The following is a 20,693-nucleotide window of genomic DNA, read 5'->3' as shown; positions in this document are numbered from 1 at the left end:
TAATTTACTTAGCTTTTCTAACCTCACTTACTTTTGCATTTTTAATATCTACTTTGAAAAAGTCCCTACTTTTATTTTGGTTATTTTGATATTCTATAAAAAAATCAGCCTCATTATCCTTTAATGAAATTATTACCTTCGGACTAGGATAGTTAGCAATAAAGTTTTTACCTTCTTGTTTTTCAAGAATATCGAAAATATTAGTAATGTCAACATTAACATTATTAATATTTACTTGTTTTTTTGAGCTAGAGTTTTTTATACCTAAGGAAGTACGCTCAACAATTGCCTGTTTCTCCATATCTACCTTAATAAAATATATAGCAAAGGGTTTCCCGAGAAAACTCTTATTTTTTGCGTAGAACGAATACGTAATTATCCCCTTGCGGTTACTTATAGATTCTGCATTATCAAAATACATTAAAATATTAGTCAGAATTGCATCCTTTCTCCATTTCTTTGCCTCTCTTTCTATTTCACTAAATGCTCCAGCAACATTTGTAACCTGAACTGATAATTTTATTTCTGTATTATCAAAAATATATTTATTACTCCAGTGTGTAACATGTAAATATATAACTGTTCCTAATAATAAAAACACGCTAAGTAATGGTATGATTGTAAATATCAATAAGCGTTTTCTCATTATGTTAACCCCTTTCCTCGCAATAATAAGTTTTATGACACCAAGAGAATATATTAATATATTCTCTTGGTGTCATGTTTTTTGAATTTATTCTTCAAACGGATTTACAATGTATGTTGGGTTATCAATTGGTCCGATTTTTTTCCATGGTAATGATGGAATATTAGATGTTACACCTGCCCAGCCTCCACTTGCGTAATCTTGCAGCCTCTTTGTTGCATAACCATGAGGGTCAAGTGCGTTGTTTAAGTCAAACTCAAAGCTTGTGCTGTAACCTTTTGAATCTTCTACAACTGCAAGTCTATCGTCTATCAGCCATATCATAATTATATCTATAGTTTAACCATTTACAAGATCTTCCTTATAGCCCACATTTTCATCGTGTGTATACTTATACCTTACGCTATCGTTATACTTTTTGGCAGTAACCCTGTATAAACTGTCATATTCATAACCTTTCCGTAGGTAATTCCCATCAGTTTACTGGTCTGTGATTCGTATGTGTTGGTTAAAAGGTTATTTAAGGTCTTAAATTTACAAAAAATTCAATTATACCTATAAAAATACTTGAGGTTAATAATGCAAAAAGCAAAATTGGTATCAAATTATAATTTCGCCTTAAAACCAAATATAAGTACATAAATATAAGAACCGGCACCGACCAAAAACAAATATCAATAATAGAATAAAAATATGAATAATACTCCGCTAGAATTAAAAGAGCACGAACAGCTACTATGAAAATAAGAGCTGTCCAGAAACCTATTTTTAAACAAACCCCCAAAACTGGTAAATTATTATCAAACCAATTTCTAATTTTGTCTTTGGCTTCAACTTCCTCTAAAACAATATTTATACTTTCCTTTTTACTGAAAGCATTATCCTTGTTCTCAGTTATTTTTTTATATGCAGCAGTAATTTCCTTAAATTTTTCTTCATAGCTATGTCTTAATTCTTTTGGACACCTATCAGGATGATATTTTAAAGCAAGCATTCTATATGCTTTTTTCACCTCAATTTCAGATGAATCAGGATCAATTCCCAGTACTATATACGGATCCAAAAAACCCCTCCTTTGAAAACATACTACTAAGCTTATTAATAAGTCAAATTTCATTGCAATAATTGATAAGTCTAACAAAACAAACTCGTCAATTATGGCACTTTACAGACCTAAATAACCAAGTAAAATATTAAGCTTCAAATATATATCATAATCTTTTTATATCTAATCTATCTTAATAGATGACAAAATATAATCCATATCACTCTGTTTCATTTTTTTACGATGTATTAACATAATATACATATCACCTTTATCATTGTAAAAATCAATATTATATGAAACTCTTCCCTCTACAATTTCTTGATACTGAAATCCTTTAATATTTTCTGTTTTAAATTCGATAATTTTATTTGTTAGATACATTACCATTTCCATATCTTTTAATGTTAAAAAAACTTTTTCAGACAGATTTTCTTTGTAAGATTTTGAAAAAGAAATTTTATCTGGGCTACTCATAAATATTTTTTTGTAGCTTATACTCATCTTTTAAAATACCATTATCAAACTTTAAAAATTCATCTATAGACTTTGAATCAACAGTCTCTTTAAGTATATTTTCTATGCTTTCTTTCTTCTTATAGACAGATATAGACTCCTTATCAGAAAAAACACCTAAAGAACCTTCATACTCTTTCTTTTTTGTAAAGTCACTCCATGGAATCGAAAAAGTTACTTTATCATATCTGATAATATCCTTATCACGATTGTTTGTTTGACTTGATATAGTTCTTAATACAGGCTCATTATAAAGATATGAATTCTTATCTTTAGTATATTTACTTTTTGTATCCATAACAATTACAGCATTATTTATTAAATTAATACTTGCAATTTTTATGACTAAAAACAAAATACTAATAAGAATGGCTACAACACTAATAAAAATAATTCTTTTTTTCATAATCACACTCCAATAACGATTTAGTAAACTATTTATCCCCTCTTATTATACCATATTAAATTGGCTAACCAAGATTATTCAGTCTTTTTCGGATAAGTATTCATCAAGCAATTCATAAAATGTGTCAAATGCTTCCCCTTCATCTTGTGAAAAAAAATTGATAATTTCACTCCATCCATGTGTAGATTTAATCTCATACCTATCAGCAATCCAATCTTGGAATCCTGGGATAAAGCATAAATACTCTTGATTGCCGTTCAATCTATACATTGCATATATATAACCATCTAAAAATGCTCTTAAACGGGTTAATGATTTTTTTCCTATGTACATTCCAGGTTTATTTTTAACCATTTTTAAAAGCTCAGTTAATTCATTCATAAAAATTCTTTCATTCATTTTCGATTGCTCCTCTATTCTTAAAATGGTGGCCTCGAAAGAGTTTAACTCAATCGAGGCTTTTTAATTTCCCTTATCCGAGTACAATCTTTTTACATTTAATTTTTATAAGTGAACCTGGGAAGCAAATAATGCCCTGTTCAATGTAATTATCTTCAAGCTTTTTAAAATATCCATACCCCCATGTCCAGCTATAATCACTTTCTTTATACCTCTCAACAGTAAACTTACTAGCTTTCTTATATATAATTGTGCGCACTTCTTTTCTCTGAGAAGTCTTAATTTGCATAACAATATCACATAAGTACTTTTGATTTGAGACGTAGCTTTTAACTGATACTCCTACTATTTCGGAGTCATGTAAAAATTCATTCTTCTCTAAGAATGCTGAAAACTTCTTAGAAAGAATGTCCTTACACTTTTTATATTCGTCCTCAAATCCTATTATGAATTCATCAAATATACTATCTTCATATCCAGTGTTATCTTTTATTGAATCCAATATCATAGAAAATGCAGTATACATATCCATAAATTCTACCTCCTATAACTTTTGTTTATGGTAATGCAGCAATGATATGTAAACAGGCGTTTTGAAAAAGCTGAGCTTTACTGGAATAGACAATTGCTAACTTCATAATTCTGAAAAAGACTCATACATGGACCTAGTTTCATATGCCCATTTTTAGGGTGATAAAGGTTTTTGGCCATAATACGCTACCAGTATTTAAGTAAGTTACTTATTAAGTATTAATTCAAAGGAGTCTTCGGAGAATTAAATCCCCATAATATGTGCTTCTAGTTATGCGGCTTCGTTCATCACGCAATTTCGAAATTTAAGGTGCGTTTTTGAACCAAGTGTACCTCTATGGTTTAAGTCTACAGAGGTATTTTTCCGCCTTAAACTTCGGAATAACTGCTAAATGATATGTGATGTTCCCTGACCCGCGTAGCCAGAATAGACCACGTATGGTCTATCCTAATGTTAAATACACGGAAATTTCGCACCATATTTTTCAAGAATCTCAACAAGTTTTTTCCTATTTTCTTTTCCAATCGAAAAATATTTTTCTGTATTATTAACTCTCATCAAGTCACATCCATCACAAGCTGGATATATTGATATTTTTTTGTTCTTTCCTTCAAATATTATTTCTGCTGTTCCAAACCCACAAGAAGGACTATCTGAAATTGCCATCCCTTTGCACATTGAAACAAGTAGACTTTTATCATTTTCATCTGTTATCTGAACGTTAATTTCCTTTTCGAAATAGTCATATTTAAATGTTATCTTCTCTGTAAAATCAACATTTACATTTTGACAAAACATATTATACAACAATACAACAGTTAAGACTATTAAGCTACAACTAATAAAAACAATATGTTTCTTTTTCATATTAATCACCTCACGGTCTGCCTGTTAGTGTAAACTACTTTACACTTCTAGTTTAATAAATTGCCTATATATCAAGGGTTTCAAAAATTTTTTTAAATAAAAAACGACCCTTCCATCAGGACCATACCATCTCTCTTGCTTTACACTACCATCAGGATTATAAAGTTTATCTGTTGAATTTGGCTTTCCTTTTGCCGGTAATCAATGCATCCGCATTAATAAACCTGCCCCAGTCTGGATTATAATATCTACTCTGCAAATAATACAGTCCAGTCTCACTATCGTACCTATAACCCCCTATACCTGTAAGGGTTCTTTTTTCTACAAATTGTGCATTGATTTATTATACTTCCCAAACCAATAAATCTCAAGTCAGTTATTCTAATACATATTTAACCTTTATACCTTTACATTAAATCCAAAGTCAATATCACATGCTGCAATTCCTCCGCGTATTCCCCAGTTTTCCAGTGGCTCCTCATGCAAAAGTATAAAAACATCTTCTGGTTTAATCCCTAAACTTCTAAGGTTTTCAACAATTGTCCTGTACAAAAGTCTTTTGGCATCTGTACTCCTTCCGGAAAATGCAGATATCTCAACAACTACATATTGTTCACTCTTACCTTCAGGAAGAATAAAATCCTGCTTTTTATATTCATCTATCCTTATATTTTTATCTCCGACAGGTATCTTAAATGATGTAACTAATGCACTATGAACACCCTCTGCCACTTTGAGTTTTTCTTCCTGTGTTCTTCCCTCAATCATACTTATCTTTGTTAACGGCATAAACTTTCCTCCATCATAATTTTATCAATTGCTTTCTACATGGATATACGTTTCACAAAACTTATCTATCAACTAACAATATATAAACTATTGTTTTACTTAGTATTCTTCATTCTCTCTGCAAGTGCATTTAGATCATGTCCTTTCAATGCACCCTCCAAAAGTTCAGGAAGAAGAGTTGGCGTACATGCAAAGCATGGAATACCTATTTTTGATAATCTGCGTGCAAGCCCCTCATCATAACTTGGTACTCCCCTGTCTGACAATGCAAGCAGACAAATGACCTTTACACCCGATTCATGCATTTCTTCCATTCTTTTTATGAGTGAAGCCTGATTTCCACCTTCGTAAAGGTCGGAAAGAAGTATAAATAATGTTTTTGAAGGGTCAGTAATAAATTGCTGGCAATAAGCTACCGACTTATTGATATCCGTCCCTCCACCAAGCTGTATTCCAAAAAGCATATCGACCGGATCATTGCCATACTCCTCCGATAAATCAACAACTGCTGTATCAAATGCCACAATTTTGGTATTCAGCGATGCCATGCTCGCAAATATTGATCCGGCTATAGATCCATAAATAATTGAATCAGCCATGGACCCGCTCTGATCCATATCCAAAATTACATTCCAGTTGTTCATTTTCCTGGCCCTGTCAAAAAAGAAGAACCGTTCAGGAATGAGTTTTTTATATTCCTTGTTGTAATTCTTCAGGTTATGGTTTATCGTATATTTCCAGTCAATACTCACCGCACTTGCAATTGGAGAATGATTTTTCTTGTTCAAAGCACCTGTTATAGCTTTTCTCAAATCGTTCTCCATTCTCTTATTGATATCCTCAACTACCATTCTTACAAGCTGCCTTGCTGTTTCCTTTGTCTTTTCTGGTATTTTCCCTTTGAGTGACATAAAGGTTGCAACCAGGTCTATATCCGGTTGTACATTCCTGAGCACTTCCGGTTCGAACAGCAACTGTCTCAAACCTTTGCGTTCAATAGCATCCGTTTGTATGACCGAAACTACATCTTCTGTAAAGTATGTACGGATATCAGCAAGCCACTTTGCAAGCTTTGGGGCTGAAGATCCTTTACCTGCCGAGCTCTTCGATGAACCCGTATTTCCCCTTGCAGCTCCTTCATCACCCTCAGTAGATTTATCATATATAGCTGCAAGTGCCTCATCCATAGCAATTTCGTCTTCACTAAGCCCAATATCGGATGCTGAAAACGAATTAAGCATTTCTTCGCCGGCTTCTCCAAGAATCAATCTCCATCGTTTTACCTGTTCCATATCCATCATAATTATATATCTCCAAAATCAAAGTCGTTTAATTCCGATATACTCTGCTCTTCCTCTTCTGAGAGCTCCCTGCTTAAAAGGTCACTGGCATCCTCACTATCTACGCCCCATACCTCTCCAAGTTTCTCACATATACCCCGCTTTTCGGCTGTATTAAAATCAGCAAATGCTCTTCTAAGAAAAACCAAGGCCCTCTTAAACTGTTCATTGTCTAGTTGTGATACATACTCCGAAATCTGATTCCACAGGCTTGTTCTTGCAAGCAAAACATACCTGTTTCTCATAGATAAGCCTTCAAACCACCCTGCTCCAAGATCTGCATCAATCCCAGGAGACAATCTTCTCGCTACTTCCTGTGAAAGCTTTTCACTGTCCATAAGGTTCCTCTCTAAAAGTATCGAACAAGCAAAGCCTGAAAGTTTTGGATTTTTGTCATCCCTTTCGGACAATTCGGTAAGCTTTCTGATCCATAGTTCCTCATCCACTATATTATAGTATTCCAGAGCTATTGTATTCAAAATATTAATAGATTCCGCTACCCCAGCAGCTGCCGTATTGTCGCAGTTTGCAGCATCAAGCATAAGGAGTGTTGACCTTAAAAACAACTGTTCAAGCAGTGGCACAAGCTTTGAGGAGTCAAACTTCCTTATATCCCCATAACTGATGACCTGGGATAACTGAAATGCTGCAAATGCTGCCTCATTAAATGCACCTGTATCAACAGCAAGTCTCTGCAGGACCTCTCTTGCATACTCCATAGACTCCATCATTCCACATTCGCAAGCTTGACGAATTACCAATGCAGCTTCTTCGATTTTCTCACACTTTTCCAACCGTTCCTTAAAGGCAAAAGCAACTGCAAGCTCTACAGTTTCTCCCCTTAATACAGATTCAACAAGTTCGATTTCTGCTTCAGGAGTCCACTTAAGAATCCAGGATTCTGCCCAAGTTGCCGAATCCTGACTTTTTGGCTTATACTTCTGAAAGCTTATGTTTAGAGCTTTTAGTCTGTGAAGGAAGCAAGACCTGTTCAAATCCAGAAATGCCGCCTCTTCGGATTTAACCCTTCTGTTTTCACGTAAATCAAGCTCCAGATCCATCGCAACAGGGGACTTATACTTTTCCAATTTCAACCTTTTAAGCTCCCTGTAAAAATCATCCTGAATAGAAGTCCTGCTTACCCCTTCCGGAAGACTTCCTATGGCTGTACCGACTTCGACATGTGCCATAGCCTCGGCAACCACTGTCAACTCACCATATCCAAGGCAAATTACCGCAGCATCTCTTAAGTCCTTAAGTGTTGGTGCACTGCCTCCATGCATCGCTGCAAGTGTATTCGAAAGTCTCACAGCTTCAATGACCTCCGCCACTGACCTGTGTGTTCCACTTTCTCTTAAATATGATACCATACTCGAAAAATATTCAGATGGAAGTTTCTCAAAGTCCTTTTCTCTCAAGCATTCCCACATCATGCCGTAATAAGCGGGTGCAGTGTTGCCTGCGCCGTAACCCGACCTTGATGACAGCCTGTAGTATGAATATGGCATTAGGGTAAGCTTTGTCTTAACCCTTGGAAGGCTTGAAAATTCTTCATCGGTCATAGGTGGTAAATCCCCGCCAAGTGCCGTCGAATGATATGCGCCAGTTACTACTACAACCTTTTCCGGTTTATGACCGGATTTGATAGTATCCTGAATTCTTTTCCTCATATAAGCTTCCCGGACAAGGTTTTTGGCTTCCTCAAATCTGTTGTCATGGGATAACTGCCTTATACTCTTCCCAAACTCAAAAACTGCAAGGCGGTATGCATCTTTATTTAAATTATGTTCAAAATTCCGTTCCCAATATGTATCATGGTCATCATCTCCTGCCATTAGAGCCCATTTTTCATAAACAGATTTGTTTTTTATCGTAGTGGCATATACTGCTTCACTTTCGCTATCTGATCCCTTTTCAATTTTATTTAAATCAGCTTCTTCTTTACTTTCTATGGTTTCGCCATCTCCGCTTTTGACGGTACCGTCAGTTTTGTCTCTATCTTTATTTGAATACTCCAGATTTATAAAAACATCGGAAGGCAGATCAATAAATTCTGCATGGGCGTTATTCTTTTTTGACCATACGAAAGCCTGATATTCTGGAGAGTACTCTGCAAAAGGATACAAAAGTGTCCTTACAGGCAATTCCTCTGTGTATGCCAATATTGCAACAGGAGGCTTGGTAGCTTTGCCTGTAAAATGCTCAATTTGCGGATTTGCATCGGATAACCCTTCGACAAGTACAGCCGTGGGCATTATTTCATCAAGAAATTTAAGCAATTGATGCGCTCCTTGGGGTGATAAATGCCTGACTCCAAAAAAATGTGGTGACTTTTCTGTATGCTTCACACATTCATCTCCTTACAAGCATTGTACAAATCACGCCACTCGGAACCACGTTTTTTTAATACGTTATCTATATATTCCTTCCAAACCAGTTTATCCTTTTCCTCATCCTTCACAACTGCTCCCTGAAGCCCCGCAGCAATGTCCTCATTTGTAATCTTTCCTGCTCCAAAACTTGCTGCAAGAGCCATACTGTTTGCAAGTAGAGATATAGCCTCTGCTGTTGATATTACGCCACTCGGTGGCTTAATCTTTTCTTTGCTGTCTAAAGTCATACCGTTTCTCAATTCACGGAAAATTGTAACAACCTTCTCAATTGCATCTTCAGAAGGAAGAGACGCTTGAAGGTCTAAGTTTACTGCCAGTTCTTTTACACGTTTTCTTACAATTTCAATTTCCGTATTAATATCCCCCGGAGTAGGCAGCACAATAATGTTGAATCTTCGCTTCAAAGCGGAGGACATATCGTTTACACCCCTGTCCCGTGTATTTGCAGTAGCTATTATTGAAAAGCCTTTCGCCGCTGGAAGTTCAAATCCTAATTCAGGAATGGAAATTCTCTTTTCGGAAAGAATTGAAATCAATGCATCCTGGACTTCCGAAGCACATCGGGATATTTCTTCAAATCTCGCAATTCCACCAAGCTCCATAGCTCTAAATATTGGACTTTTAACCAATGCTTCCTTTGATGGACCATTAGCAAGGAGCATTGCATAATTCCATGAATAGCGAATTTGCTCTTCCGTTGTACCTGCTGTCCCCTGGACAACCTTTGTAGAATCACCATGTATAGCAGCTGTAAGATGTTCTGAAAGCCAGGACTTCGCGGTTCCTGGTTCTCCAATCAGGAGCAGCGCCCTATCAGTTATAAGTGTAGATATAGCTATTTCAACCAATCTTTTATTTCCTATGTACTTTGGAGTAATCTCTACTCCTTTAACTTTTCCCCCGGTTATATAAGTCAGCACTGAACGTGGCGACATTTTCCATCCGGTCGGTATACGCTCAGTTTCTGCAGAAATCAACGCCTCTATTTCATGAGCATACATTTGCTCCGCCGGCAACCTCAATACTTCATTAGATTCAGCCATTTTCCATTCTCCCCCACTTTATTTTTTATTTTTCAGATACCATGTAACGTCTGCTAGCACTTCTGTTCCTTCGTTATTAAACTTTGCTGCAAATTCCTCTATATATTGAACATCACTCGCTGGCAATAATTTCATTACACCCGCAAAGTCATTCAAATAGTATCTCATATAATTTTTATTGTTATTGAAATTAAACTCCAAAACATTGAGAATCTCTTCCCTGACTTTCTCATATCCAGCCTGAAACAGACCCAATATTATATAGTTTAAGTATCTGTCGCCAAATTTCATATGGGCTTTCAGTTTTTCAAGCAAAATTAAACATGAATTCATATCACCCCTTGAAATAAGCTTGCAACCCAACGAAATTTCATCCTGACTCAAAAGTAACTTTGCCCAGCGTTTATCCCATCTTATATTATATTTATTAATTGTATTTATATAGTAGTTCCTTATGTTTGAGTAATAATAATCCTGAATCCGGTACGCTTCATCAAAATCGCAGTAAAATGACATAACCTTTATAATTTCACTACGCTCAAAAGACTTTTTACCATTTTCCATCAGAGGTGAATAGTTTTCAAATACATATTCAGATGATTTTGACCTTATTGCAGCTTCTAAGGAAAACTCTATAATTGAATTATTATATTTCCCCAAGGTTGATACTAGGAAATCATAAGCCTCATAACTTTCAAACGCCAGAATATTCCTTGCTGATGTACGAATTATAGTATCATCTGCATTGTTAATCTTGAACTTTGTCAATTTTTTCGAGAGGTCAATACATTTTTTAAGAAACTCAAAAATGCCATTATCCCTTTTCCCAAGCATACAATCTAAAACCGTAACAAAATACTCAACTTCCAATTTTTCATTCTCGGATTTATTTCCGGTATCAGAACTCATAATCAATTCCATACTTTTTTCAGCCTCTTCCAAAAGGCTTTTTACAATTTCCTGCGAATCGTTTTCTCTGATTGGCTCAGAGACAATATCTCTGTCCTTTCCCCTGAATGCATTAAACAAGCACTTAACAGCACTTCCTGATTTGATTTTCCCAAGAGCATAAAATGCTGCCTCACGAACTTCCTTCTTCTTATCATTTGATAGCTCTATCAACAAATCTTCACATTCCGGGAAATCTTTCAGGACCTTAATTGAACTAACTTTGACCTCTATAGATCCTTTTTCAATTGCATCAAGATAAAACTCCTTTTCTTTTTTGCCGTTCAAGTCCGAAATAAGTTCAATAATCCTTGCATCTCCCTTACTGCCATTCATATTCAAACTCTTTTTCAAAACATGAATGATTGAATCACCGTATTTCTTCAGAACCTCATACGCCAAATCGGCAATCTCAGAATAACCATCTCCAAGTGCAGATATAAGAGGAACAACAAGTCTTAAATCTTTATAAAAGCTTTCAGCAAAAAACTGCCTTATTACTTCAAGCCTGCCGGAGCCCTTTGTTGTTAATGCACTTATCACCGGGTTAAGCTTTCTGTAAGAAACCTCCGTTAAAAAATCCAATCCTGCCGTATCAACTTTTTCTATTTTGCCCTGAACCCCAGTCTCACCCTGCGTATATACAACTGCATTTATTAAATTTGCCAACTCAAGAAGTTTTTCCTGTGACTTTCCTGTACCGGGATTTATAGCAACTTCGATTGCATCAGCTAACTTTGCAAAAACAGGAACACTCTCACCCGATTTTCTCATGCCCGGTAGTATCTTTTTCAGTTTGGAATTATCAACTGCCATTTCACTTCCTGCAATTAAAAGCTTTCTCACTTCATCATGTGCTTCAAAAATTAAAGCCATACTCATTATATCAACTCCTCGTTCCTATACTTCAAATAGTTTTGAACTCAAATCAAGCGTATTATCCTGTCATCAGTAATCAGGCTTAACGGTTGAGCCCTAAGTTTGCCGGTATCCGGGTTGTGGTGAAATCTCACAAGCATGCAATTGTTGTTAAGTACACTCTCATCAACAAGTTCCAACATATATGTATTATGAGGCTCAAAACAAAGGTAATTGTCTTCGAGCAGCACTCTCTGCCCCTTTTCATCTTCTGCAACAAATAGCCCTTCCACCTGTCCAATCCTTGCATAGCTTAATAACGCCAGAGGATTTTTGTCTGAAAGAGGATTTTTAATCTGATTTTTTACAGTCTTTATAACTTCAGTATATGAGGTTTTAGCAAATGATTTTATTAGCTTGTAATCCTTTGAAGCAACCTCTCTAATCTCCATGTTTTCCCACCTGATTCTTGGATTTAACTCTCCCGGGTATATAAAAAGTTCCTTCACCTGTGCAACCGAATAGAAGGAATCATCCTCACGTATATATTTTACAGCTTTAAAAGGCCTGTAATTTATTGTTTCCTGTATTTCGCCCGTTTTCAAGTTAATCCATATTCAATAATCCACATACTCATTTCTTCCTTCACTGGCAAAACAGTTGAAACACAACTGTATCAATCCAACATCGTTTTGAACCCTTCCAAGTGTCTTAAGCTCTGATAGCTGCCATGCATGACCTAATAATTCAGCAATCATACTATCTTGTTCTGACTCAAGTTCAGGGTCTTCAATCCTTTTATTCAAGTACTCCTTACCCCTCCTGCACAATGAATTCATCATAATAAGCAAATCAACTGCCTGTGAATAGATTTCCTCACGGTCATTACCATGTTCAAACAGAAGCAAGAAATCCTTCAATACGGTTTGAGGTCCGGAAAGGTAATAGTTGCCTAACTGTTTGACCTGTTCATTCATGATTTGGATCGTCTTGGCATTAATTGTTCCAAGTCCAGCCTGAACAAAATTCCCTACGATTTTTTCAAGCAGCTCTAAGCCTTCAATCTGGGCAGCAATCTTCTTTTTCAAAGCCGATTTATTGATCTTTTTAGGTCCTTTTTCACCCTCAGCTTTCTTCTTTTCCTCTCTCTGCTCAATCTTTTCACGCTTTTCTAATATATCTGCCGGAATTTCTGCTGCTTCAAATTTCTTTCCATTTATGTAAGCAAACAAAAGTCCTATTGAATGTTTACACGGAAACTGCCTGCTAGGGCAAGTACAGCGGAAAACAGGAGTGTCCTGATTTATAAAATCAGCAGATGTGATATAATTACTTGCTCCGCTTCCTTTACACTCACCAAACAAAACTGTCTCGTCATTTGAAATGTTCAGCTTTGCAAAGCTGTTCTTTTTAACAAGCCCTAAACCATTTGTAACAGCATTCTGATTTGGAGCTATTGAATTTATGAATTCTTCAGTAATTTTCAAAGTAATCTCCCCCTTACCTCAACCTTTTTCAATTACAACAATACACGTACTATCCGGAAGCCTTACAGGATTTCTTTTTTCATCGAAAAACTCAATTTTCTGCGATAATGCAATCGTATAACCTTCTTGCAGAAAATGTTTGAATTCTACTATTCTTGCCATTGGGCCAAGCACCTTTGTTATGAAATCCCTGAAGCCGCTCGGAGTGAAGTATCCAAACTGCTCATTAACTTCATGAACATAGGACTTTTCTCCCCAGGTATATGTATATAAAAACTCCATTGCATCGTTTACAGGCATAAGCACTTCATTTTGCCCGACTACTGAATATTCGATTTCTCTTCCTTGAAAATCATTTGTATATCTAATCAGGAATTCCATACCCTCTTGAGATAAAAATCTTATTATTCTCTTCTGGCTAATGGGTTCTGTCATGATACCATCACGTATGATAATCCTTCCTCCTGACGGTAAGACTTCAAATGCACTTTTAAATGCAGCTGCCAGCGTGTCGTGGTTAAACTTTTTGCCGCTAAATTCAATATAGGAGTACAATTCATGCAAAATGGAACAGAAAATGATTGTATCCACTTTCCCTTTTTCAATATACTGTCCTAAATTCAAAGCATCTCCGTAAAGTACATCCCAACTTCTATTCTCAAGCTGCTTTTTCTTTTTCAGACTATCCAGTACATTCTGCGCAATATCTACACCAAATACTTTCTTCTGCGGGAACTTCTCCGATATGAGATCCATCAACGCACCGCCGCCAGGCCCTATATCAATAATACTATTTCCTGTAATATAATCTAAAATAACTTTTTTATAATCTATTGTCTGATTCATAGTCTGAAGATAGGATTCCTCTTCATAGAAGCGGTCATATTTATCTTTTCTAAGTCCAAACAGGTCAAACAACATGATAATAGCACTTTCATAGAGCACATCAGATTTCTCTGCTTCAATACAAAAGTCGATCAGTTTGCTCCCTGCTGCAGAAAAATTGAAGTTAAAAAACATTGTATCTTCTACATCTTCGAGGAATGCTATCTCATGCACAACATGGGGGTTTTCTTTAAATCTGCCTTCCAATATGTCCTCCATTGAGATTTCGGAAAGGTACTTTTCTATAATCCTCTTTTTATAAATATTAACCCGCTTCTTCCCTTCATGCTGGTAATACAGACCTTTCATGAACCTCTCAAAACTGATATGTTTAATCTCTTCAACCTTTACTTCATGATCAATAATCAGAAACACCTTTACAAACTCTTCAAAGGAGAAGTCATACGTTGCTGCCTCTACATACCACAAATCAGCCTTATCCAGCAACCTGGCAATTCTCAATATTAGCCTCGAATCAGATAGTACTCTCGCAAATTCAGCTTCAAAGTTTTCACCGTTTTTTGCAGACACCTGTCTTAAACGTATTAACCGGTCTTTGAATTCATATTGCTTATCAAACCGTCCCGATATTACAAAATCAATTACTACTTCAACCTGTAGTTTTATATCCAGCCATATATATTCATCAACTGCAGCTATGATACAGAAATTCAGAGCCATCAATATTTCTTTCAATTCTTTGGCCGAAAGTTTATTATCTATGACAAGTTGATAGAGAGGTTTATTATCCATTAAAGGAATCTCTCCTCTGATGTATTGACCAATCAAGCCATGGGTTAAAATCAGATCGTATACTATCCTCTTTATATCAAGATCTGCTTCATTCGATTGCTCCTGATAAATTTGTGCTGATCCGATATTATGGGCAAAGAGGTTGTATCCATTCTTTATCCACTGATCCCTTTGATGTTTAAGTCCAGATTTTGCCACCTCAGACCACTTTAATGTTTCCTCAAGTATATGCTTTTGATACTTGTTCAGATCAAGTTCAGAAAGGAGCTTAAGGGTTTTCTCAACATAGTTCAATACATAATTGCTCCTGGTCTCTTCAAGAGAATAAAGCCTCTCAAGGTTGATGTTCCGTTCTGCCGTCAAAGCTAGATACATCAACCATTTTTCACTTTTTAAGCTCCTAAAGTCACCATTCTTTAGTACTTCGATAGCTTGCAAGGAATATATCTCCGATTTTGCTACCTCCAGCTCATTTATCTCTATATTAGTTACCTCTATATTGGGTATCTCTATATTACGTACCTCTATCACAGGTTCCTCCAGCTTGGCTTTTTCCATCACAGGTATCTCTGTTTTTGATCCTTTATAGTTTTCACCATAATACGATTCTATAACTTTGATCTCCCCGATAATATGCCTGTTAAATTCATCAAGTTCTTCCGCTGGAATCCACAATTCAGTGTGTACAAACGCCCCTACAGTCTTTACTTCAAATTTTGAAATATAATCATCATCAACATCAAACTCAGTTACAAAACCCGCATAACCAGGTGCACTTTTTGTGTTCCATTCCCTTGCAATCTGGCATGCATACTTTCTATTGAGAACAGGGTAGAATATCGGCTGATCCGGAAGCCTAGGCGGAAATTTAGTCATGCCTGACTGTTTTATTAGTTCGAGCTCACTTATTCCTACAGGTCTGTAAAGTTTCATTGTTATACACCCTCTATCATTTTTATATTTTAAACATTATTATGCATTCCGCCAATTTGGATTAAACCTATATAACTTTGAAGGTCTATGTCCTGCATCCTTAGTAAACTGGTTTGTTTCAATAACCATATCCTCAACTTTTCGTCTGAAAGCGGCAGCAAGAAGCTCTTTTCCCAAGACAATTTCAAAAACCTGCTGAAGCTCTGATAGAGTAAATAGTTCCGGCATAAGGTTAAAGGCTATATCCGTGTAGTTGATTTTATTTCTTAATCTCTCGATAGCATACTCGATCATTTTGGCATGATCAAATGCAAGTCCTTCGGATTTGGTAACCTCCCTTTTTACTCTTGTAGTACTACCTTCACATGTTTCCACAACTTTTACGATTGCCTCAATGGTATCCGAAGAGTTAAAAAGAGTTATTTTAACTAACTTTTCTAAAATAAAGCCCTTTTCCTGTACGTTTTTTTTCTCCTCAATCACATCATAGCTAACATTAAACCATGCAGCATCATCTGCATCGTCGCCGGCCTTTACATCAAGCGTTGTACTATCTATAAGCGCCATATATGAACAGCTTATAACCCTTGTACGTGGATCCCTTTTTACATCTCCCCATGTATAAAGCTGTTCCATATAAATATTATCTATATTTGTCTCAGTCTTCAATTCCCTCATGGCAGCTTCATCAATACTTTCGTTCACTGATACAAAACCTCCTGGCAAAGCCCAATCCGCAATAAAAGGATGGTCACCCCTTTTAACCAGAAGCAGTTTCAGTGACTTTTCAGGTAGTTTTCTATAATTTTCTTTCTCTTCATCCATTACAGTAAAGATCAGCATATCCACTGTTACAGATGGTCTTTCATAAATTCCGGCATCGTATTGCCCCAGAAACTCCTTCTCAGTAAGTCCCTGTCTATTTTTAATATATTTTTTATCCATCCTAATCTCCTTGATATAATTATACGTTCTTAACAGCTTGTTATTAACATTTTATTGTTCCACAAAATCTATGTCAATGAGATTATTTTTTAAATTGGTTTTATTTTTCTACTTGAAGTTAAAGCTCATTAGCTTTCCTAGCATAGCTAGGGGTATTGGCTAACAAAAAAATATACACAAAACATCTAATGTTTTGTGTATATAGCTGGCATCACATATCACGATCTAGGGATTCAGAATGCCCTATAAACAAGTAACCTCCTGGTTCCATACATTCATAAAACTTGTCTACTAAATCTATTCCGTATTTTGCTTTTACCCCTTTGACTATATATAAATTAATACTTGCCGAAGTTATTATCCTCAAGTGATATCGTGTTCTTTAAATTACTTTTAACCGGAACATCTTCTCCCATATAACTATCGTATTGTTCGAAATTCCTATGAGACTTCTTTTTATCAACAATATCTTCAATAGCACGGATAGTATCTGAATCCAGTCCCTCAATTTCCATATTACCCCTAGCCTTTTTAAGCTTGAACCTGCTGACTGATTCTTTTAGTAAATCTGCCTGACTTGATAATTCTTCACTGGCTGAAGCACTTTCTTCTGCAGTAGCAGAGTTGGTCTGTACAACCTGAGCAACCTGTGAAATTGCCTGATTAATCTGTGCAATACCCGAGGCCTGTTCATTTGATGCTGAAGCAATATTTCCAACAAGATCAGCGGCTTTTGCGACTCCATCAACAATTTCATTTAATGCTTGGGCAGTATTATTTGCAATCTGGCTTCCCGCTTCAACCTTCTTAATTGAATTTTCAATAAGTTCTGTAGTTTCTTTTGCAGCATTTGCACTTCTTGCTGCTAGATTTCTAACCTCATCAGCCACTACAGCAAAACCTTTGCCATGCTGACCTGCTCTTGCAGCTTCTACAGCAGCATTCAATGCCAAAATATTGGTCTGGAACGCTATATCGTCTATTACCTTTATAATCTTGGATATGCTAGCTGACGAATCATTTATCTCAGTCATTGCTTTAATCATTTCCTGCATCTGGCTATTGCCTTTTAAAGCATTTTCCTTTGCAGATAATGCAAGTTCGTTTGCTTGATTTGCATTTACTGCATTCTTCTTGGTTTGATCCGCAACCTGTGTCATAGAAACTGTAACCTCTTCAATAGAACTTGCCTGTTCTGTAGATCCCTGCGAAAGCATCTGGCTTGAAGCAGACACTTGTCTTGCCCCTGCAGCTACTTGAGCAGCAGCAGAACTTATAGTGCCAAGAACTTCATTGTTTGTCTTTATCATCTCTGTAAGTTTTATACCCATCAGATCATTTTCAGATTTAACTTTGACTTGTACTGTCATGTCACCTGCTGCAATTTTCTCGGTAGCATATGCCTGTTCCCTGATATTTTCAACCATTTTCGAGAATGCATGCATCAGATTACCTATTTCATCTTTTGTAGTCGCTTCAATTCTTACATTTACATCTCCAAGTGCGAGCTTTTGAGCAGCGTCTGTCATATTTTTAAGCGGTTTGCTTATAATTTGCGAGATAAAAATCCCAAGGGATATCGCTACAAGAACACCAATAAGAATGATAACTATCATTGTTGTTATTGCTGAATTTGCTGCATCCTCATTACTGTCGGACTTTTCTTTTGCTGCGGATGAATTATATATAAATAATTTATCAAAACTTTCCTGTACTGAATCTATTGTTGCTGCTGTTTTAACCATAACCTGATCCTTGGCTTCTGCATCTTTTCCTTCTTTTATCATGTCCATTGCGCTTTGAATTTCTGCTTTATACTTTTGCCACGCAGACTTCGTTTCAGCAAATATCGCCTTGTCTCCTTCGGTTAAAGTCTCTTTCTCATATTTTTGTGCATACTCATCTACTTTTTCAAAATAGCTACTAATTTTATCCATAAACTTCGTACGCTCTTCTGAATCACTATACATAATCATTTTAAAAGAGTTAACTCTTATTCTCTGAAAATATACATCTGCATTTCCTGCATATTCCAACCCACGTACATTTTGTTCATATAGTTGAGTATCTGCATTATCTATATTCTTGATATTAACTACACCAACAATTCCGATAACTGCTGCTATCACCGCTACAGTCAAAAAACCAATTAATAATTTTGCAGAAACCTTCAAATTATAGAACCACTTCATAGATATATTGCCTCCTTATATTCCTTTTATTTTTAGAACTAAAGTGCAATTACTCACCTATGCAATATTGCTCAAATCTTCCACTTCATCATCACTCAAAAGCCTGTCACAATCGAGAAGCAACTTCACTGTGTCTCCAACTTTACCTATACCTTTTATGTACTTTTGATGATAGCCTCTACTAAGTTGCGGAGGAGGGACAATATTTTTTTCGGTAATAGCAGAAACTTCTGCCACAGCATCTACAATTAACCCTACAGTTATGTCTTTTACTTCGATAACGATTGTACAGGTTCTGTCAGTGTATTCCCTCACTTCCTTACCGAATCTGAGCCTAACATCAATAACAGGAATTATTTTACCTCTCAAATTAATAATTCCTTTCACATAGTCGGGAAGTTCAGGAATTTGTGTAATCGATTGAATTCCCACAATCTCGGTTACATAGTTAATCCCTATTCCATATTCCTCCCTTCCCAATACAAAGGTAAGATACTTGTCCTTCTGCGTATCTTCTTCCAGCATCATATTCTCTTCTAATGCTTGTTTCATTGTTAGTCTCCTTCCTTTGATTTGTTGTGTTTCTGTTTCTTTTATATCAAGCACTTTATTGTTATAATTAACTTTGCTCACAATTTTGAGCAATGCCAAATAATAGCTATGTTTCAGCTAATGCTTTTAACATAACCAATTTCCTATAGCTTTGGTATTAAAATATCCTTGCTGTATTTGTTCTTTTCGCCCTCAAAAAACCGCCTTCGTTATGAGACACAAATTATGGTAACTAATATTTTAGTTACATCATAAAATGCAAAAAAAGACAATAGCTTTTAACTGCTATCTGACACATCAACAAGATATATCACAAACTCCAACAATACTAAAAATTGAAAAATAAGGTACTACAATTAACAGAACTGCTTGAACTATATCCATCGAAATGTAATACATACCAAAAGAAGTAATCAAAAGTGACAACATATATTATTATATATCAATATTCTACAATTTGCAACATTTTTCTTAATTATCATAATTAAGGTGCGCTGGAAAACAAAGCAACCCAAACGTAAGCGTACAATACAACCCATCTGTTAATCAATTTGTTAGCATGAGATAATACACCAAAAACCAGGAGGCGTCTTATGTTATATAAAGAATGGGAAAAGTTAATTAGAGAATTCGAAAAAAGCGGAAAAACCCAGGCTCAGTGGTGTAGGGAAAAGGGGTTGAAAATCAAAGCATTCAATTTCCAATATAGAAAATATAGAAGAGATAATCAAAACAAGGAAGAAATTAACAAAACAAACTGGATGCCAATTCAGTTTGAACCAATGATGACATCAAAACTCAACATAAGAATAGGTAAAGCTATAATTGAAATTGAGAACGGATATGACGAAAGACTTTTGCAAACTATAGTTAAATCCTTGGAGGCAATATGTTGAGCATAAGTGGAACAGAAAAAGTATATCTTGCTATTGGAAGTACTGATATGAGACGCTCTATCGACGGTTTGGCAGCAATAGTTCAGCAATGTTTTTCTCTCGACCCATTTTCATCGAATCTTTTTGTGTTTTGCAATAAAAACAGGACAATGATAAAAATATTACATTGGGATCATAACGGATTTTGGCTATACTTCCGACGACTTGAAAAGGGAACGTTTAAATGGCCTTCAGATAACTCTAAAGAGACAATTCAGGTGGGTACTAG

General features: G+C 35.8%; 21 protein-coding genes and 1 pseudogene. 2 read left to right on the top strand and 20 right to left on the bottom strand.

From position 1 onward, the window contains the following. Positions 1–4: 4 nt before the first annotated feature. From ACECE_RS0221965 to ACECE_RS0221880, 20 genes and pseudogenes are all read right to left on the bottom strand, one after another. Positions 5–646 (bottom strand): hypothetical protein, encoded by a 642-nt coding sequence (locus ACECE_RS0221965; protein WP_010251133.1) that lies wholly within the window; start codon positions 644–646, stop codon positions 5–7. Positions 647–733: 87 nt separating this feature from the next. Beyond that, positions 734–970: a hypothetical protein gene (locus tag ACECE_RS0221960; protein ID WP_010251131.1), complete on the bottom strand. Its 237-nt coding sequence runs from the start codon at positions 968–970 to the stop codon at positions 734–736. A gap of 196 nt (positions 971–1,166) precedes the next feature. Further along, positions 1,167–1,709: a J domain-containing protein gene (locus tag ACECE_RS29790; RefSeq protein ID WP_010251129.1), complete on the bottom strand. Its 543-nt coding sequence runs from the start codon at positions 1,707–1,709 to the stop codon at positions 1,167–1,169. A 165-nt stretch (positions 1,710–1,874) separates the two neighbouring features. Further along, entirely contained in the window at positions 1,875–2,168 is a 294-nt protein-coding gene (locus ACECE_RS0221950) for a hypothetical protein (RefSeq protein ID WP_162862620.1), read from the bottom strand. Continuing rightward, positions 2,161–2,613 (bottom strand): hypothetical protein, encoded by a 453-nt coding sequence (locus ACECE_RS0221945; protein WP_010251125.1) that lies wholly within the window; start codon positions 2,611–2,613, stop codon positions 2,161–2,163. Before ACECE_RS0221945 ends, ACECE_RS0221950 begins: the two co-directional genes overlap by 8 nt. A gap of 78 nt (positions 2,614–2,691) precedes the next feature. Continuing rightward, positions 2,692–3,012, bottom strand: a complete 321-nt coding sequence (locus ACECE_RS28570; RefSeq protein ID WP_010251123.1) for a hypothetical protein — start codon at positions 3,010–3,012, stop codon at positions 2,692–2,694. Positions 3,013–3,085: 73 nt separating this feature from the next. After that, positions 3,086–3,544 (bottom strand): hypothetical protein, encoded by a 459-nt coding sequence (locus tag ACECE_RS0221935; protein ID WP_010251121.1) that lies wholly within the window; start codon positions 3,542–3,544, stop codon positions 3,086–3,088. Positions 3,545–3,997: 453 nt separating this feature from the next. Then, entirely contained in the window at positions 3,998–4,411 is a 414-nt protein-coding gene (locus ACECE_RS0221930) for a hypothetical protein (RefSeq protein WP_010251119.1), read from the bottom strand. 199 nt (positions 4,412–4,610) lie between these two features. Next, positions 4,611–4,728: pseudogene (locus ACECE_RS30390) on the bottom strand (RHS repeat-associated core domain-containing protein); the annotation flags it as partial. An 82-nt stretch (positions 4,729–4,810) separates the two neighbouring features. Further along, entirely contained in the window at positions 4,811–5,200 is a 390-nt protein-coding gene (locus ACECE_RS0221925) for a tautomerase family protein (RefSeq protein ID WP_010251117.1), read from the bottom strand. 95 nt (positions 5,201–5,295) lie between these two features. Next, positions 5,296–6,501 carry a VWA domain-containing protein gene (locus ACECE_RS0221920; protein ID WP_010251115.1) on the bottom strand — a complete coding sequence of 402 codons (1,206 nt, stop codon included), beginning with the start codon at positions 6,499–6,501 and terminating at the stop codon, positions 5,296–5,298. 2 nt (positions 6,502–6,503) lie between these two features. Further along, a complete protein-coding gene (locus ACECE_RS0221915; protein WP_010251113.1) occupies positions 6,504–8,888 on the bottom strand; it encodes a DUF5682 family protein in 2,385 nt (794 codons plus the stop codon). Then, positions 8,885–9,976 carry an AAA family ATPase gene (locus ACECE_RS0221910; protein ID WP_010251111.1) on the bottom strand — a complete coding sequence of 364 codons (1,092 nt, stop codon included), beginning with the start codon at positions 9,974–9,976 and terminating at the stop codon, positions 8,885–8,887. The genes ACECE_RS0221915 and ACECE_RS0221910 overlap by 4 nt, the downstream gene beginning before the upstream one ends. Before the next feature lie 18 nt (positions 9,977–9,994). Beyond that, positions 9,995–11,806: a HEAT repeat domain-containing protein gene (locus ACECE_RS0221905; protein ID WP_010251109.1), complete on the bottom strand. Its 1,812-nt coding sequence runs from the start codon at positions 11,804–11,806 to the stop codon at positions 9,995–9,997. 41 nt (positions 11,807–11,847) lie between these two features. Beyond that, on the bottom strand, positions 11,848–12,387 hold the full coding sequence (locus ACECE_RS31550) for a hypothetical protein (protein ID WP_051033593.1): 540 nt from the start codon (positions 12,385–12,387) through the stop codon (positions 11,848–11,850). Positions 12,388–12,399: 12 nt separating this feature from the next. After that, positions 12,400–13,269, bottom strand: a complete 870-nt coding sequence (locus ACECE_RS31545) for an SWIM zinc finger family protein (protein ID WP_051033592.1) — start codon at positions 13,267–13,269, stop codon at positions 12,400–12,402. A gap of 18 nt (positions 13,270–13,287) precedes the next feature. Beyond that, positions 13,288–15,840, bottom strand: coding sequence for a class I SAM-dependent methyltransferase (locus ACECE_RS0221895; protein WP_010251107.1), 2,553 nt, complete (start codon positions 15,838–15,840; stop codon positions 13,288–13,290). 39 nt (positions 15,841–15,879) lie between these two features. Then, positions 15,880–16,785, bottom strand: coding sequence for an NUDIX hydrolase (locus tag ACECE_RS0221890; RefSeq protein WP_010251105.1), 906 nt, complete (start codon positions 16,783–16,785; stop codon positions 15,880–15,882). Between the two features lie 338 nt (positions 16,786–17,123). Then, complete coding sequence (locus tag ACECE_RS0221885) at positions 17,124–18,977, bottom strand: methyl-accepting chemotaxis protein (RefSeq protein WP_010251103.1); 1,854 nt, start codon at positions 18,975–18,977, stop codon at positions 17,124–17,126. A gap of 57 nt (positions 18,978–19,034) precedes the next feature. Beyond that, complete coding sequence (locus tag ACECE_RS0221880) at positions 19,035–19,529, bottom strand: chemotaxis protein CheW (RefSeq protein WP_010251101.1); 495 nt, start codon at positions 19,527–19,529, stop codon at positions 19,035–19,037. Between the two features lie 593 nt (positions 19,530–20,122). On the opposite strand from ACECE_RS0221880, the gene tnpA reads away from it, so the two are divergent. Further along, a complete protein-coding gene (tnpA, locus tag ACECE_RS0221875; RefSeq protein WP_010245199.1) occupies positions 20,123–20,425 on the top strand; it encodes an IS66 family insertion sequence element accessory protein TnpA in 303 nt (100 codons plus the stop codon). Continuing rightward, positions 20,419–20,693 (top strand): IS66 family insertion sequence element accessory protein TnpB (gene tnpB, locus ACECE_RS28560; RefSeq protein ID WP_083878880.1); only part of this gene is annotated, 275 nt, incomplete at its 3' end. The genes tnpA and tnpB, both read left to right, overlap by 7 nt.

The sequence above is a fragment of the Acetivibrio cellulolyticus CD2 genome (genome assembly GCF_000179595.2).
Classification (GTDB): Bacteria; Bacillota; Clostridia; order Acetivibrionales; family Acetivibrionaceae; genus Acetivibrio; species Acetivibrio cellulolyticus.
The sequence above is the reverse complement of the archived record's forward strand: the minus strand, read 5'-3'. Positions and strand labels throughout refer to the sequence as shown.